Below are 16,308 nucleotides of genomic sequence, written 5' to 3' on the forward strand. Positions count from 1 at the left end.
GAGGGATCGTTAATGCTCATCCGGCGTGGTGGGTTAAAGTAACGATCCCTATTTTGTTTTGATGGAATCCTATGTTCTCCTTGATCGATCCACAAACGCTCGCTATTGCGTCTGTGATTGTGTTTTTAGGTGCCCTCACCCAGAGTCTGATTGGGTTTGGCTTAGCAGTGGTCGCCAGTCCGTTGCTGTATATCGTCGATCCCCAATTAGTGCCCGCTCCCGTGATTGTGATGGGATTTTCCATCGCGCTACTCACCCTATTGCGTGAACGCGGCCATTTAGAATTCAATGGCTTGCAATACGCGCTCATCGGTCGAGTACCCGGTGGCTTTATCGGTGCTAGCCTATTACTGTTTGCGCCGCAGCCGATTCTTGGTTTGGCGATTGCGGCCATTGTGGCGGTCGCCGTGGTGCTGAGCCTGTATAAATTCAGCCTACCGGTGAACAAAGCGACGCTATTTGGCGCGGGAGTCGTCTCGGGGATCTTTGGCAATATCGCCGCCATTGGTGGCCCTCCGATGGCGATTTTATTGGCGGGTAAGGATGCTTCGCAGTTTCGCGCGGCGTTATCGGCCTTCTTTATCTTTAGTTCGACCATTGCCTTGGCGATTCTTGGGGTGACGGGCCTACTCGAAATCAAGCACTTTTGGCTGTCGCTAATGCTATTGCCCTCGGTATTGTTAGGCTATCTCGTGGCAGGCAAACTGGTAGGAAATGTGGATAAACATAAGACCAAGATGGCGACCTTAGCCCTCTGCGCTATCAGCGCCTTAGTGCTCACGGTCAAATCAGTGATTGAGTTATTACCGCAATAATCTCCTGCCAATTGCAACCAATCGCAGCCATAAAAAAAGCACCGTTTAACGGTGCTTTTTGTTGCTGTGGATACGAGTTGTCATCCATTCGAGCATCACTTAATCGCATTTAAGTGATGCTTATTGCGCTAGCATCAATACGTTAGCTTAAGTAGCTTTGGCCTGCATACACAATAAAGTGTCTCAGCGCGAGCACGCCAGTTAAGCTGGCACAGGCCACCATAATCATTGCGCCCTTAGTGTGGCGAGTCGCTGCGGGAAGCAGCATAAACAGCAATGGCACACCAAAGCCAATCCCGACCACGCCAATCCAGAATACGCTTGCCCACACGCCAGAGGTGAGTGATGCCAGCGCCGCAGCCGCCGCTCCGCCCTTAAAGTACAAGGCACAGAACAACATAAACAGGAACATGATTTCGATTGCCATCACTGGCAGCTCTAAGCCATGCATTTTGGCTAAGGTCTTGTCGTGACTATCGGTTTTGAACATCACCAGCGCCAGCACCGCATTGGCCGCAGCGCCCGCTGATAAACCAGATACCAAGAACAGTGCAGGCAATACCGCAGTGTTTAGCATCGGATAGGCATTCATCGCCGAGATTAAGAAGCCAGTGTAAGCGCCCACACCAATGGCGAGGACAAACAACAGCACTTCAATCAGCTTTCTAAAGGGCATCAGCAGCTTAGCGATAGGCGCGAGGAAACCTAAGCCCCACTTTGGCAAATCGTCACGCAATACTAAAATCGCGTAGGCAAATGCCAAGGGTGAGTAAGCCAGCAGCGCTAATACCCCAATCGCCATAACGGACTGGAAGTTGTAGTTAATTAAGATCAACCAGAAGTGGAAAGGCTTAGTTAAATCAAACACTAAACAAGCCAAGCCTAAGCTGATTGCCACAGGGCCAATAATTGCTGCGGCCTTGAGGATATTGCTCTCAACTTGTGTTTGTTCTTGATTGAACCAACGCAAACCAATTCCAATCAGCAAACTTCCGGCGGATAAACCCGCCATAAACAAATACACGGCGATGACCCAGTGCCAAGTGACGGGATCATATTGCGCCATATCGCCCCAAGTATTGTTCATAATCAAATCCCCCCTCTTTTGGTAGGAACGCGATATACCCTAGGTTTAGTGCCTAAATGGGTCTTATCTTGGTAAGTGATCTTAGTGTTGAGCAGTGTGGCCACTTCACTTTGTGGATCGTTAGCATCGCCAAACACCAAGGCATCGGTCGGGCACACAGTCACACAGGCAGGCTCTTCACCCCGGGCCAAACGCGTGTCCTTACAGAAATTACACTTGTCAGCCACTTTGGTTTCGGGATTCATAAAACGCACTTTGTAGGGACACGCCGCCACGCAGTACATACAACCCACACACTTGTCGCCGTGGATGGAGACAATGCCATCTTCGCCCACATAGGCCGCACCCGTTGGACACACCTTCACACAAGGCGCATCTTCACACTGCTGGCAAGACACCCTGTGGTACTTAAAGTGCAGATTGGGCATTTCGCCATACGGCCCTTCGACTCTCACCTGCAAACGGGTCACCCCTTCTGGTACGCCGTTTTCACTGCGGCAAGCCACGTTACAGGCTTGGCAGCCGATGCACTTGTTCTCATCGTGCACCATCACATATCTTTTCGTCATTTGAGCCTCCAATTAGCGTTTTGCCAGCGTGACGCCAGTGGTGTGTACCGTCATGCCACACACAGGCGCGGTAACGTGGGGCAATAAGTTTCCGCAGTGGATACCTTTGCCTGTCGCTCTAACCAACTCTTTGTTTTTAGAACCAAAGCCCATATAAGCAAACACGGTATCGGGGCGAATGCCCGGGGTGACTAACGCATGACCTTCCTCTGTACCTACACTGCTGGTTAAGCGAATAGGGTCGCCATTGCTGATACCTAATTTGCTCGCGGTATCTGGGTGAACCCATACAGCGTTATCCGACATCAAATTTGCCAGCATGGGCACATTGTGGGTCGCGCCATTGGTATGCACCGCCACCTTACCTTGGATAAAGTAGAGTTCATTTGGCTTTTTAAGCTGCACTTCGCGGAATTTAATGACGCCGCGTCCTGGCGCCATGGCTTCAACCTTGGCGGAGGTCAATTCAATCTTGCCGCTTGGGGTTTTAAAGCTGAGTAAACTGCCGTAGGTGCCGTCTTCATCCGCAGGTTTGGCATTGGCATAGGCCTTGGTAAATTCGGCGACCATTTTAGGTTCACGCAACATAATCGGCTTACCGAAGCTGACAAAACCTTCGTCTTTGATCCGGCGCAGCAGCTCTGTGTCGCGGTTTACCTGCAATAGTTGCAGGGTCTCCATGTTTTCCCATGGATAGAATTCACTCAACCCTAGCTTATGGCCGATATCTTTAAAGATTTGCCATGAAGGACGAGTATCACCTAAGGTTTCGACTACCCGTTGGCGCACATAGTAGGCAGGGTTTTTACCGGACTTGTCAGCGATTTCCTCATCGCGCTCAAGGTAGGTAGACTCAGGTAGAATCACGTCGGCATAGGCCGCGGTTTCACTGATATACACATCGCACACTGCAACAAAGTCGAGCTTTTTCAAGGCTTCGACCACACGCGCTCTGTCGGTCATGGTTTGCATTGGGTTAGTACGGGACATCACCCAGCCATGTAACTGATAAGGCACCGCGCTTAAGGTCGCATCGAGGACGGTTTGATAAATCCCGCCCGCAGACCACATCATGGCGTACTGTTCTTCCACTTGGTCGATACGTTTTGCCGCAGGCTTTGGCATATCTTTTACGCCGGGCTTACCCAGCACAGGAGCCACATCTTCACCCGCGAGCTTGTTATAATCACCAGGCTTTTGACCAAGGTAGATACCGCCCTTACGCTCGATATTACCAATCAAGATGTTGGCAGCGTACAAGGCACGGCGCATTTCAAACTCTTCGGTGGTAAAGGTGGCTCGGTGACCAAAATCCACCACAGCATGGGGTGCTTTAGCGGCATATTCGCGGGCAATACGGCGAATATCTTTGGCGGGCACATCGGAGATGGTTTCGGCCCACTCTGGGGTATAGGCTTTTACTTCGGCGGCAAAAGCGTCAAAGCCTTCAACATAACGCTCAACAAAGGCCTTGTCGTAAAGGTTTTCTTCAATCAATACATGACATAAGGCTAAAGCGACGGCCACGTCGGTACCGGGACGAATCGCGTACCATTCATCGGCTTTATCGGCGACGATAGAGAATCTTGGTTCAAACACCACCAGCTTGGCGCCTTTATCCATTTGCGCCGCCATCATGCCACGGGTTTCGGACATGTTGATGCCTTCGTACAGGTTATGGCCGAAGTTAATGATGTATTTTGAGTTACTTAAATCGCGTTTCACCTTAGTGCCAAACATGGCCTTAGCGGCAATTTCATAACCACCTGGGCAAGTAGACGCATGAGTAAAAGTATTTGGGCTGCCAAACGCAGTGGCGAGATGGAATAAGTGTTTTTCTTGCGAGCCAGATTTTGAGGAAAACGCTACCGCCTCTGGGCCGTGAGCTTGCTTGATTTTATTGAGATTATCGGCAATTAGTTGATAGGCTTCATCCCAACTGATTTCAGCCCACTTACCCTCGCCGCGCTCGCCAACCCGTTTGAGTGGTTTCACAATCCGCTGTGGATCGTAAAGTAAACTATGGCCAGCACCACCGCGGGCACAGACTTTACCGCCAAAGGATTTAGCCGCCTTATTGCCGCTGATAAAGACGTTTTTACCTTCAATCACCCGCGCTGAAATCGGGCAGCGGGTCGAGCACATCTCACAGATACTGGCAATTTCTTTGCCCATGCCCTTAAGCTGCTTGCTCTCTAATGCCGCTAAACTGCCCGGCAATAAGCTAGCTAATGCACATGTTGCACCGCTGGCCCCTGCGCCCTTTAAAAAGGTTCGCCTATTAAGCTCAATCATGGTTACCTCCATCACACTCATCCACCCTTATGCGCCAATTGGCACACGCAAACTTAGGCTTTGGGTCACCACTGCGGTGAAACACTAAATTTGCTCACAGGTTTTTAGTTATTAATGCCAATGCCTTAAGAAACGCTGACATTTTGCTGTTCCGGGGTGATTGTTATCCCTTAAGGAGTAGGCGGATATTGTGGTAAACCACATAGGCAAGTTGAGTGTGATCTGTGGCAACAAAAAGTTAAAATTGTTCTAAAAATTCGTGAATAAGATCAATAGTGTTGATTGGCCATATCGATGCGTACGCTTGAGGTATTTTAACAATACGCACCACAATAAAAAGTTATCAAAAAACCTAAAAGCAATTTTAAAAACAATAAGTTAAAAAGTGATACCGCGATATCGCTGTCACAATAAACCCGTTCATTTAAAAGGATAAAATGCCAGCACCTATTAGCGCGAACAGGTGCTGATATGAGGTTGGTATAAGGTCAATCCACCAAGGTAATATCTAAGCCATTTAACAGCCGAATCGCTTCGTCGCGGCTAAACTTAGCACCTTTAATTTTATTATTAAAAATATCGATATCGTAATCGGTCGCCTCGGAGAAATCTGCCTCCATCAACTCGGTGCGGCCAAATAAGCTGTGGCGAAAATCGCTGTAACTAAAGTTGGCGCGATTAAACTTACCTTCACGGAAATCCACATCCTGCGCCTTACAGCCCTCGAGCACCATTTCATCGAGCGTAAGCCCCATAAAAGAGCAGTCGTTTAAGATGCAGGTTCTAAAGCTAAAAGGCGCCGCAAAGGATAATCTCGGCCAAGCAGCGCGAGTCCAATCTATGCCCACCAGTTTACATTCTTCAAAACTCACACCGTTAAATTGGCTTAAGGGCACCTTGAGCAGGCTCAAATTACAGCCCACAAAACGGCAATCGATAAACTTGCAGTTACGGAATGTGCTGTCGCTAAACTGGCAATCGTGGAACTCGCACTCTTCAAACTCCAGATCCTGCCACTGGGTTTGGCATTCGGCTAAGGCGATAAATTGCTTCGAGAAAAAATACCGCCCTTCGGAGGCGGCGCGCGCCATCATCGGCGTTTTGGGTTCTGTCATCTACTTACCTCGATATGTTTCATTCATGCCTTATGTTAGGGTCTGATGGGCAAACTGTGTTTTTCAATTCACAAAAAATAGGTGTTAACACAAAAAGCCACGCGGTATGGGGGCTCAGGCACTCGCTTTATTCAGGCCATCAATATTACCCCGATTTACAGCGCTAACTGCATGCCTATATTGGGATTAATGTCATTCTAAGGCTTAGCGAGTCACACTATAAACTCAAACTTCGCGATTCCTCTGCTCGGGCTTCATGGGAAGTATTTTCAGCTGCCACATTGATCCCCTCCCCAATTTACACCGACACGCCGCACAGATGTGCATAAATAGCCGTGGAAAATTTTGCGAATAAAGGTAAAATGGCGCCACTTTTCGCGGCTGTCTAACAAGGTTCTCTCGGATTAATGGTTAGCCTTTTCGAGCAAAATGGCACGGGGTTCCCCCGCTTGAACAGACCAGACTCCTTCTGGCGCCAACCTTGCTCTGCGTGCTATTTTTCCCCCTTATCCCGACCTTCTCTCTTCTGCCTATCGCCCGAAAATATCCTATTCGCTTTACGTTTTAACCTCACCAATCTCTTGTGCGCACTTAGCAATAAGCTATTGGTCAATAATAAAAAGGTGGCAAAGCATTTACGGCTTAAGCACACCGCAACGAATAAAAAACTCGTCCCTACACTCTCTATCCAAAGGAATACTCGTCATGAGTCTTGCTGATTCCGTATTAGCCGTAAACAACGATTTACCCATCCGCACCGACAGCCCAGTCCATAGCGGCAAGGTACGTAGCGTTTACTGGCTAACCGACGCCGACAGCCGCCGTTTAATTAAAACCAAGGGCTACAATGTGCCCGAAGATACGCCACTTGCCATTATGGTGATTAGCGACCGTATTTCAGCCTTCGACTGCATCTTCCACGGTGAAGGCGGATTAAAAGGCATTCCTGGTAAAGGCGCGGCATTAAATGCCATTTCTAATCATTGGTTTAAGCTATTTGCCGAAAACGGTTTAGCCGACAGCCATATTTTAGATATTCCGCATCCCTTCGTTTGGATAGTCCAAAAAGCCCGCCCGATTAAAGTCGAAGCCATTTGCCGCCAATACATCACTGGCTCAATGTGGCGCGCCTACTCTAAGGGCGAGCGCGTATTCTGCGGTATCACACTGCCAGAAGGCTTAGAGAAAGATCAAAAGCTGCCGGATTTGCTGATCACCCCTTCGACCAAAGGTATTTTAACTGGTATCCCAGGTGTGCCCGCGCAGGACGATGTGAACATCAGCCGCAGCGATATCGAAGCCAACTATCAAGCCTTTGGTTTTGAAAAGGTAGAAGATATCGACCTGTACGAGAAGCTATTAAAAGATGGCTTTAAGGTGATCGCTAAAGCACTGGCCGACCTTGACCAAGTGTTTGTGGACACCAAGTTCGAGTTTGGCTATGTGACCGATAAAAACGGTAACTCAAAACTGATTTATATGGATGAAGTCGGCACTCCAGACTCATCCCGTATTTGGGACGGCGCCGCCTACCGCGATGGTAAAATCCTTGAAAACTCTAAGGAAGGCTTCCGTCAGTTCCTGCTGAACCACTTCCCTGATCCGGATATTCTGCTCAACAAGAATAGAATGCCAGAGCGCGAAGCCCTCGCCCGTGATAATGCCCTGCCATTAGAGGCGATGATGGATGTGTCACGCACTTACACCGGCATCGCCGAGAAGGTGACTGGCGCGGCAATTCCTCTGCCAGCGAATCCAAAGGCAGATATTATTAAGATCCTACGGGAAGAGTATGATCTGATTGTTTAATCAGCTCTGCTGTGGTTAGGGTGTTACCCTCAACCTAAATTGAAAAAGGCGCTTAGGCGCCTTTTTTGTTTGAGTCATTTAAATACTTAACCAATACAACGCTGATAATTAAGCACTGTCATTCCAGTGACACGCCGTTAACTCGTCCATGAGGGCTCGACGACGGCATCCATGCCGTCAACGGTCACTTACATGCCAATGCTTAATTCAACCAACTCTTCAGTAATCTGTATGTCTTTTTACAAGCAAACACCTTGCAAATTTAACAATGGGTGGCTCGTTAACTGTATGCCTTTTTATAAGCATAAACTCTGCAAATTTAACAATTGATAGCTCCTTGAATTCCCAAAAGTCCCTACATAAAACTACGCACGAGAACAAAATCTGTCGCTGATACAAAAAAACCAGCCTAATGGCTGGTTTTTTTGTAGTACGAAATACTACTAACAGTTAGATACATGTCTATGGTCAGATGGCCATTGTTCGCATAAGCCATAACAATTAAGGGCGAAAGGATCAACCTTTAACGCCACTTTTAGAGCTTCGATCTTCTGACTGAAAATTACAGATTTAGCAGTATTGTCTGCATTACGACGAAGCACTTCACTAATTGCTGATGTTAGTTTATCTCTATTAATCATATGTATGCCCTCGTTGTGGCTAGCATCGTGCAAAAATCCATTACATTGCACATACACCTTATAAGTAGGTGCTAACTGTTTTACTCTATACAAGTATAACTATTGGATGCAAGATGCTATATAAATAAACAGTAAAAAACAATTACTTTTTGCTATTGATGTCTAAATTTTCCACTAAGACACAACTCTTTCAATATAAAATGCAGGTATTCCTTTATATATGTCCTCAGTATACGTAAAACCTGCAGCCCTTAAAATAGGTGAGTCACGATCACCTGGATTCATGAATGCGATTAGCTTTATTGGACCGAGGCCTTCTTCATATGACTCAAGAAATAACGCAAAGTTATTAAGAGTCTCAAGGAAAATTATTGGCCACGCCTCAGCCAAACTCATATGAGCTTTTTCACTCATTTCAGCATGATGTATCAAAAACTTATCACCATCGAAAACACCTGATAAGTATCCAATAGGTTGGCGACCATAGTAGGCTACAATTCGCAGAGGTAAACCAACACCAGAAGTCATGTGTATGGGCAGATATGACTCTGGATTTGTGAAAAAAAAGCCCGCACGGTAAAAAGCTGCAAAATCAGGCAATACATCTCTATGTAGCAAAGTCGAAAGAGCTAGTCTTTCTGGAAATGTATGCTGTGATGCAATCAAAGTGGTTTGTACATCATAGAAATGACTTTGTAGCTCTAAAAACGTCTGTTGATCCATCTTTCTACGCCTTAGTGTTTAATATCATACTTTAGAAGTGTGTTGGGGCAACGAATTGTTTTTCAATATAAAAAATAAATCTAAACATACATCAGAGAAGTAAGCTTGTCTAATGAAAATGGAACAGATATAACTCTTATGGTATTGGATTAACAGCCAACACCGATGCTACAGAAGTTCATTTTCCTGCAAAGCAGCTCAAGGGCGTTGAAGACCCTTTACGAAAAGATGGGACAGGCGCAAATCTTTGGTGTTTAACAGCCGATACCGAGGCCACAGAAGTTCCCCTCCCCTGCGAAGTTGCTGAAGGGCGTTGAAGAAAATCGCGTGACGCAGACAGGACGTCTGCGTAGCTTTCGGGGGGAAGGGACGCCCCATCGGAAGCGTTAGCGATTTTCGAATAAGCACGAAGCCACTAATCAATGCATGTAACTTCGCTAGGGGCGTCTTGGAGAATCCAAGGAGGATAGGACGAGCAGTCCTCCTTGGTCGGGTGTGGGGTGAAGCCCCACGACTTTGATTCACTTCGGCCGTAAGGCCGCAATTAATATAGCATTGTGCTAAACAGCATGAGGGCCTCGGCCGTAAGGCCGCTATGACTCTACAGTTATTCACAGGAAAATTGTGACAGGCAAAGATGGAATATGGCTGTAAATCAGAGCAGCCAAAGCTAACCGCCCAGTTGCTACCTTCAACCCAAGGTTAAATCTTCACACAGACAAACAGCGCATTACCTGAACTTAAATCCCATGGGACGATTTTTTCATAATCGTGTTCAAAGATATGCACTTCAAAATATGGCGCGAGTAACGCTTGCAGCTCTGCAAAACTGGTCGCAACCATAGTGTGTTGATCTTGCCATAATTCTGTCTGCAGCAGAGAAGTATCGGTATCGTCGTCTACATCAACCTGTTGAGTAAACGGCTGCTGACGCTTTGCAATGCTTAGATTTAACGACTGGTTTTCGCCTTGACCACTGTAATGCCAGCCAGATTCAAAGGCAAAATGGTGCCCTTCAAACTCGGCAAAATGCTTAATCGATAAGCGGTTATCGATGTGGTGCTTATCAACCGAGTTAAAACAAAATATTCCGCCGTCATTCAGGGCGCGGTGCACGCTGGCAATACAACTCTTTAGCCGCTCGATACCCGCACTGTAATGGATGGAATATAAAAAACAGGTAATTAAATCCACTGGCTGCTCAAGATAAAAGGCGGTCATATCCTGTAGATTAAACTGCGCTTCAGGGCAGCGACGCATAGCCATATCGAGCATCGGCTGATTAATATCAAGGCCACTACACTGATAACCTAGATCGATAAAATGCCTTACATGCGGGCCTGTGCCACAGGCTAAATCGAGGTGTTGCTTACCATTATTGCCTAAGAACTGATGCAATCGATGGATGCTCGCGCTCTGTTGTTGATAGTTAATATCGGAGCACATTAAATCGTAATAACCGGATAGATCGGTATAAAGCGCGTTAGAAGACATAGCGGCAAACAGGAGCCATAGGCAATTAAGGGTGGCGCATGATATATCAGTTGGCTAAGAACCGATACACGCAATGTAACGCCTCAGCGTAAGCGCAAGACACTTGCATCAATTTAATCCAATAAATCAATGCTACAGTGCAGAATAACAATCCAATGTCTCAAAGCTGGTTAAATGCTCGAGTTGGGGTTTGGCGAAATAATAGCCTTGAAAATAGGCTATACCACGCTCGCTTAGGTAGTCTAATTCCGCTTTACACTCGACCCCTTCGGCCAACACCTGAGTGTTAAGCGTGCTACAAATACCGAGTACTTCATCGATAACAAACTGTTTTTGCTTGTCTAAATGGATATTTCTGATCAACTCCATATCGTGTTTTAATACCTGAGGGCGTAAAAACTCCAACCAACTCAAATCAGCAAAGCCACTGCCAAAGTCGTCGATGGCAGTGATAAAACCCCGTTTGGCGTAACTTTCAAAAATACGACTTAATTTGGCTCTATCGACAATCTGTTCACCCTCAGTAACTTCAAACATGATGTTATGGATATTAAAACCAAAGAGGTCGGCCGCTTCAATCGAGGCGCGGATACAGGTTTCGGGGTTATAAACTGCATTTGGTAAAAAATTGATACTTAACACTTTATCAAGGCCAAGCTTGGCATCGGTTTCAATAGCTTTTACTCGGCAAGCTTGATCAAAATAGTACTTATTGCCTTCGTTTATGCGCTCAAACACCCAAGCGGCGCCTTCGCCATTTGGGCCGCGCACTAGGGCTTCATAACCATAAATTTGCTGATTTGACCAATCGATGATTGGCTGAAATGCCATACGAATTTCAAATCCGAGTGATTTACCACTTAAGCAGTCCATGCAGGTTTGTTGCTTGATTCTAGGGGGAAAATCCATCATAGGCCTCCATAACCTTATCCTCTCTTAGTGTGGGGATAAATAGCTATTTTTGCCAGTATTTAGTGCCTTTACTCGGCTTTGTTTCCTAAAAGCACAAATAACTACAGAGTGCTTCCTGAGCGCCAGTATGGTGCTTAAAACCCTTGTTTCATCGTCAGTCGTTTATCTGTAATCAGAATATTATTTTGATTTAAACCCGAAAAACATTGGATTTCACTATTAGGAAACAAAGCCCCTTTACTCTGTTAAAACATGCAATATTGTATAGTGTTGACTCAGAATTTAGCCGATTCCCCCCCCTAACAACAATGGATGAGCCAAAGCGTCCTCATCCATTGCATCTCGTTATGACTTATTTGAGTTTATAAACCACTTCGACTCTGTCTTCGATAGTCACTTGGCCATATTGATAGCTTTCGGCAGCGCCCATGGCATCGGCCTTAGCATTCATACGTAACATCACGGGCTGTACAGGGCGTTGATCGTAATAACGAATTTGCCACACCTTACCTAGGTTCTCCCCAAATCCCTTGGCTAAGCTTTCGGCTTTTTGTTTAGCATCGACAATCGCCGCTTGGCGCGCCTTGGCCACATACTCGGCCTCTTTGCTCGACTTAAGGGCGATATTGTTAACCCTATTAATCCCCTCCTCTAAGGCGGAGTCCAAAATCGTATTTAAGCGGGCTAAATCACTAATGGTGACTGTGATTTGGCGACTCGCGGTATAACCACTCAGCTCTGGCGCCTTATCCTGGGCATACACATATTGCGGCTGCAGATTTAAGTTAGCGCTTTGGATTTGCTCCTTGGTAATGCCCGCGGCGGTTAAACGGGCGATAAATTTCGCCACTGCGGCATCCGAATTATCCTTGGCGGCCTTAGCCTCTTTCTCGGTAACGGCTACTTCGACATTAAGCTCGGCCATATCCGGCTCAACCTGAATTTGGCTCACCCCCATGGTTTCGATATGGGGAAAATCTACGTCAGCGGCCATCGCCTTCGGGGTAAACACACCTGAAAAAAGACCACCAGCCACTAATACAGCTAAAAGAGAATGCTTCATTGTTAACTCCAACTAAATCATTTAAGGCGAGACTGCCGTGGTTCTGACGCGGCGGCTATCGGTTAAAAGTGCGACTTGCTGTACCAATATGTAACAGCACCAATATGTAACAGCCCGATTTATCGTCCGTTGCGATAGCCACGCATCATGCAAACTACCCCTATAAACGCAGGCAAAAATAAAAAGGGTTAATTTTTTTGAAAATTTTTTAAATCGGCGCCGAGCGGCAGCGAACTGCGCCATTCAAACCTTAAAGTCATTCATCCAAGATGAAATGCGGCGGGATAACTAAGCTACGGACTCTGCCGCGCCGCAACTGGTAGAAACGCACTCTTGGCTGTACACTTTTCACCCAAAGACACTGTACCTTTTAATCACTTCAGGTATAATCCGCGCTCTTTTTACGGCGCTCTTTTATCAGCATCAGCGAGACACCATGACAGTTGAAACTTTTAATCCTAAGCAAACAACCACGCTTGAGACCCCAGCCAAGACATTAGAAGCAGCGAGTGCTGACTTAGCTAATGCCGAAAGTGCTACCGGGAATCGCATCGGTTTCGTGTCTTTGGGTTGCCCGAACAGTTAATACTTCTGACAAAAAACGTCATTTAGCTCTTACGTTGCGCCCTGCTCAATCTTAGTATTCTTAGTTCGTACAGCATTATTCACTGGTCGCTTAATGTTCTCTAGCTGCAAATCTAGCTCGCCAGCCTTAACTGCATCAATCACTGTATCTATTACTGCAAGTAATTGTGCCTTAGCCCCAACAGAAATAGCGTACTTACCATTTAATAGTTCAAGCGCTTTACTACCATAACGCAGTTCAAGAAAATACAAGCCTTTTACACTGTAAAACCAAGGTTTAACTTTTTTGGGAACAGTCACTTTACTTTTATTGCCATGCCCGTCGCAGACGAACTTTTCTTTATAGATGTGGACAATCTCATTTTCCAACAAGCCTCGAGCGATTTCACGCTGCTCTTCTAGGCGCATTATTAGCTTGTTTTGGCGAAGAATGACTGGGTCTGTAGCATTCTGAATTGGACGAGTTGTGATGTTTAGTGTGCTCAATAACGTCTTAGCCATTTTTTATCCCTCAATTGAGTTTAAGCACAGTTTATTGCCGTTATACTCAATGGACGACCAGAGATTACATAGATAATGGCAAAAATGAAAAAGTGTACACTTTTTCACAGTGTATTTTTATAGAACATAAAGAGCATTATGGTAAGTTTCTTTATTTTTAATGTTCTATAAAAATATAACTAAATCCATAAGATATTATTTAGAACTAAGCATAATTAAAAAATTAATGATTATTAATTATATCATCCAGCGTTATTGAATGACTTTTAAATGCAATTTTAAGCAATTCGTACGATTCGACAACTTGTAATTTATCGTAGATATTAGCTTTATGCACATGTACAGTTTTCGATGATATATTTAGCCTCCTTGATATTGAATTAACTGAATATCCAACAGCCAAAAGATTAAAAATTTCCTTTTCTCTTGCAGTTAAAAACTTCACTTTAGTAGAATCATTATCATTTAAGTTAAATCGAATATTTTTTATGATATCTGAACCTAAATAACTACCACCTTTCAATACAGCACTTATTGCTTCAAATATCTCATCCGATGCATTTTGCTTTGAAAGATAAGCATCTGCACCTATGTTAATCGCTTCACTAACATATGGTTCATTATCATACATACTTACAACTACCACCTTAATTCTTGGTAAATTTTCCCTTAAAATAGGAATAAGATTCAAACCATTCTTATCAGGTAGAGATATATCAATAACTGCAACATCAACTTCATTTGACATAATAGCTGACTTAGCTTGATGAAAATTTGATGCTTCTACAGATACAGTATAATTACCAGTTAATTCTAATAACCGCTTAAAGCCTTCCCTAACTATAGAGTGATCATCTACTAATGCTATATTAATCATTTTATTAAAACTCCATTTACGAAAACCAAATTAAAGCGCAAAAACGCGCACAAAACAATCTAAATTGCGCTCTGATGTGATAGTTTTAATGTAAATATAAGTCCTCTTTAATACAATATAGACTCAAATATGCTATGCCATTAGTCATTGTCATATGCTAGAAAGGTAAAAAGTATGTGATTATGGAGCTATCAAAGCAACAACTACTATGCATCAAAGCAGTAATCAAGTACGTTATAATGACGCAAATAAGCTCTATACAGCAAAGGACAACAGTAACTAAAATGAATAGCAGACACAGTCGATATCTATGTATGTTCTTAACAATATCAATAAGCTATTCTTTTCTCTGGTACTATTCTTGGTTTTTGCCTGTAAGTTTTGCAACTATAGGGAATGCTGCAAGCTGGTTTTTGCCAGCGGGATATCGTTTTACAGCATTTTTATTCCTTCCAAAAAAATATTGGCCAGCAATTATTATTGGTGAATGGACGGCAATTAGGCTGATAACAGCTGAACGCGGCGATATTGCAATTATAAGTGATTTAATAGCAACAACAGTGCCTTCATTAGTTTATTTATTCTTTGCCAGTATCTATCTAAAATTCTATAGCACACCATCATTAAAAACAGTAAAACAAACCACAACCTTATTATTAAGCAGTATATCATCCGCTATATTAACATCGACAATTCTTACGACAAGCATGATATATCATGGTGAAATAGCAACAATAACACAGAGTGATCTATTCACCCAAAATCATTTATTTAACATCATGGTGTTCTCATTTGGCGATATAATTGGAGTTATTTTAATATTACCACTCACAATTTTAATTGCAGAAACCATTCACAAAGAAAACATACTAGTTAGTGAATTAAGACTCCCCATCATAATAAAAATTTTAATATTTATGACATTATGCTATTTTACTATAGTACATTTAATTCACATTCCTTTGTACTATATTAAAATCATTTCCGTTTCTATAGTTATAACATGCACCTATAAGTGGGGATGGAAAGGTGCAGTATTAAGTGTGCTAATGATGTGCATTCTTATTGTATACTCATCTTTATTGTCTTCTGAAAAAATTTCGGTAATCGAGAACCAAGCATACTTAATAACTATTGCATTAACAGCCATCATTTTAGGAGCATCCGTAACTGAACAGAGAAATTTAAGAAAACAACTAGAAAAAAACAACGCATCCCTTAACAAGCTTTATGAGAATTACAAAAATCAGGCTATAAAAAATCAAAAATTAGCTGCAAGAATCGTAAATATTCAAGAAGAAGAACGAAAAAGAATTTCAACAGAACTTCATGATGATATAGGACAAACATTGACAGCTATTAGAACAGAAGCAACAATATTACAGCATGTGACTAAAGATAATAAAATACAACATTCAGCTGAAAACATAAAGAAACTCACTAGTAAAGTTTACGATGTAACTCGTAATTTAATAGTATTACTTCACCCGAGAGAAGTTGATGATTTAGGAATTGAACTAGCTTTAAAAAGCAAAACATTAACTCAATTATTAAATCAGGCAAAGGTTAATTATCACTTAAACATTAAAGGTGACATAAATGTTTTATCTTACGAAAATAAAATTGCTATCTTTCGGATTGTACAAGAATCTTTTAATAATATAGTCAAACATGCTAATGCCAGTAATGTATATGCCCGATTTCAGATAATAAGTGCGACATTCATGGAAAGGTGTAGAAGAGGAAGCCAACTGCTAAAAGTGGTACGCTCTTCTCGCCAAAGAAACAAGCAGTACTACCATGAATTATCAGCAGTTGACCG

13 protein-coding genes and 1 pseudogene are annotated in these 16,308 nt (G+C 43.8%); 4 read left to right on the forward strand and 10 right to left on the reverse strand.

What is annotated here, in order from left to right:
* Nucleotides 1–71: 71 nt before the first annotated feature.
* On the forward strand, nucleotides 72–815 hold the full coding sequence (locus AEA42_RS04345; protein WP_055647068.1) for a sulfite exporter TauE/SafE family protein: 744 nt from the start codon (nucleotides 72–74) through the stop codon (nucleotides 813–815).
* Between the two features lie 142 nt (nucleotides 816–957).
* On the opposite strand, the gene nrfD is transcribed toward AEA42_RS04345, so the two are convergent.
* From nrfD to AEA42_RS04365, 4 genes are all read right to left on the reverse strand, one after another.
* Nucleotides 958–1,902, reverse strand: coding sequence for an NrfD/PsrC family molybdoenzyme membrane anchor subunit (nrfD, locus tag AEA42_RS04350; RefSeq protein ID WP_037430671.1), 945 nt, complete (start codon nucleotides 1,900–1,902; stop codon nucleotides 958–960).
* A 2-nt stretch (nucleotides 1,903–1,904) separates the two neighbouring features.
* Complete coding sequence (locus AEA42_RS04355) at nucleotides 1,905–2,471, reverse strand: 4Fe-4S dicluster domain-containing protein (RefSeq protein ID WP_011073773.1); 567 nt, start codon at nucleotides 2,469–2,471, stop codon at nucleotides 1,905–1,907.
* 12 nt (nucleotides 2,472–2,483) lie between these two features.
* Complete coding sequence (gene phsA / locus AEA42_RS04360; RefSeq protein ID WP_055647069.1) at nucleotides 2,484–4,766, reverse strand: thiosulfate reductase PhsA; 2,283 nt, start codon at nucleotides 4,764–4,766, stop codon at nucleotides 2,484–2,486.
* A 488-nt stretch (nucleotides 4,767–5,254) separates the two neighbouring features.
* Complete coding sequence (locus AEA42_RS04365; protein ID WP_055647070.1) at nucleotides 5,255–5,881, reverse strand: pentapeptide repeat-containing protein; 627 nt, start codon at nucleotides 5,879–5,881, stop codon at nucleotides 5,255–5,257.
* Nucleotides 5,882–6,586: 705 nt separating this feature from the next.
* On the opposite strand from AEA42_RS04365, the gene AEA42_RS04370 reads away from it, so the two are divergent.
* On the forward strand, nucleotides 6,587–7,690 hold the full coding sequence (locus AEA42_RS04370) for a phosphoribosylaminoimidazolesuccinocarboxamide synthase (RefSeq protein ID WP_055647071.1): 1,104 nt from the start codon (nucleotides 6,587–6,589) through the stop codon (nucleotides 7,688–7,690).
* Between the two features lie 815 nt (nucleotides 7,691–8,505).
* Here the strand turns inward: AEA42_RS04370 and AEA42_RS04375 are convergent.
* The 4 genes from AEA42_RS04375 to AEA42_RS04390 form a co-directional block, all read right to left on the reverse strand.
* On the reverse strand, nucleotides 8,506–9,054 hold the full coding sequence (locus AEA42_RS04375; protein ID WP_055647072.1) for a hypothetical protein: 549 nt from the start codon (nucleotides 9,052–9,054) through the stop codon (nucleotides 8,506–8,508).
* Nucleotides 9,055–9,756: 702 nt separating this feature from the next.
* Nucleotides 9,757–10,548: a class I SAM-dependent methyltransferase gene (locus tag AEA42_RS04380; RefSeq protein WP_055647073.1), complete on the reverse strand. Its 792-nt coding sequence runs from the start codon at nucleotides 10,546–10,548 to the stop codon at nucleotides 9,757–9,759.
* Between the two features lie 132 nt (nucleotides 10,549–10,680).
* The gene (locus AEA42_RS04385) at nucleotides 10,681–11,457 is read right to left on the reverse strand and encodes an EAL domain-containing protein (RefSeq protein ID WP_055647074.1); all 777 of its coding nucleotides are present in this window, start codon (nucleotides 11,455–11,457) and stop codon (nucleotides 10,681–10,683) included.
* Nucleotides 11,458–11,812: 355 nt separating this feature from the next.
* Nucleotides 11,813–12,523: an oxidative stress defense protein gene (locus tag AEA42_RS04390; RefSeq protein WP_055647075.1), complete on the reverse strand. Its 711-nt coding sequence runs from the start codon at nucleotides 12,521–12,523 to the stop codon at nucleotides 11,813–11,815.
* A 436-nt stretch (nucleotides 12,524–12,959) separates the two neighbouring features.
* Here AEA42_RS04390 and rimO point away from each other — a divergent pair.
* A pseudogene (rimO, locus tag AEA42_RS22125) lies at nucleotides 12,960–13,106 on the forward strand (30S ribosomal protein S12 methylthiotransferase RimO); the annotation flags it as partial.
* Between the two features lie 32 nt (nucleotides 13,107–13,138).
* On the opposite strand, the gene AEA42_RS04395 reads toward rimO, so the two are convergent.
* Together AEA42_RS04395 and AEA42_RS04400 are read right to left on the reverse strand one after the other, a co-directional pair.
* Nucleotides 13,139–13,609 (reverse strand): DUF6641 family protein, encoded by a 471-nt coding sequence (locus tag AEA42_RS04395; RefSeq protein WP_055647076.1) that lies wholly within the window; start codon nucleotides 13,607–13,609, stop codon nucleotides 13,139–13,141.
* Nucleotides 13,610–13,832: 223 nt separating this feature from the next.
* Complete coding sequence (locus AEA42_RS04400) at nucleotides 13,833–14,486, reverse strand: response regulator transcription factor (protein ID WP_055647077.1); 654 nt, start codon at nucleotides 14,484–14,486, stop codon at nucleotides 13,833–13,835.
* A 314-nt stretch (nucleotides 14,487–14,800) separates the two neighbouring features.
* Here AEA42_RS04400 and AEA42_RS04405 point away from each other — a divergent pair.
* The coding region (locus tag AEA42_RS04405) for an MASE1 domain-containing protein (RefSeq protein WP_197278419.1) at nucleotides 14,801–16,308 on the forward strand (1,508 nt) is incomplete at its 3' end.

Origin of the sequence: Shewanella sp. Sh95, from assembly GCF_001308045.1 — a bacterium.
GTDB classification, from domain to species: domain Bacteria; phylum Pseudomonadota; class Gammaproteobacteria; order Enterobacterales; family Shewanellaceae; genus Shewanella; species Shewanella xiamenensis.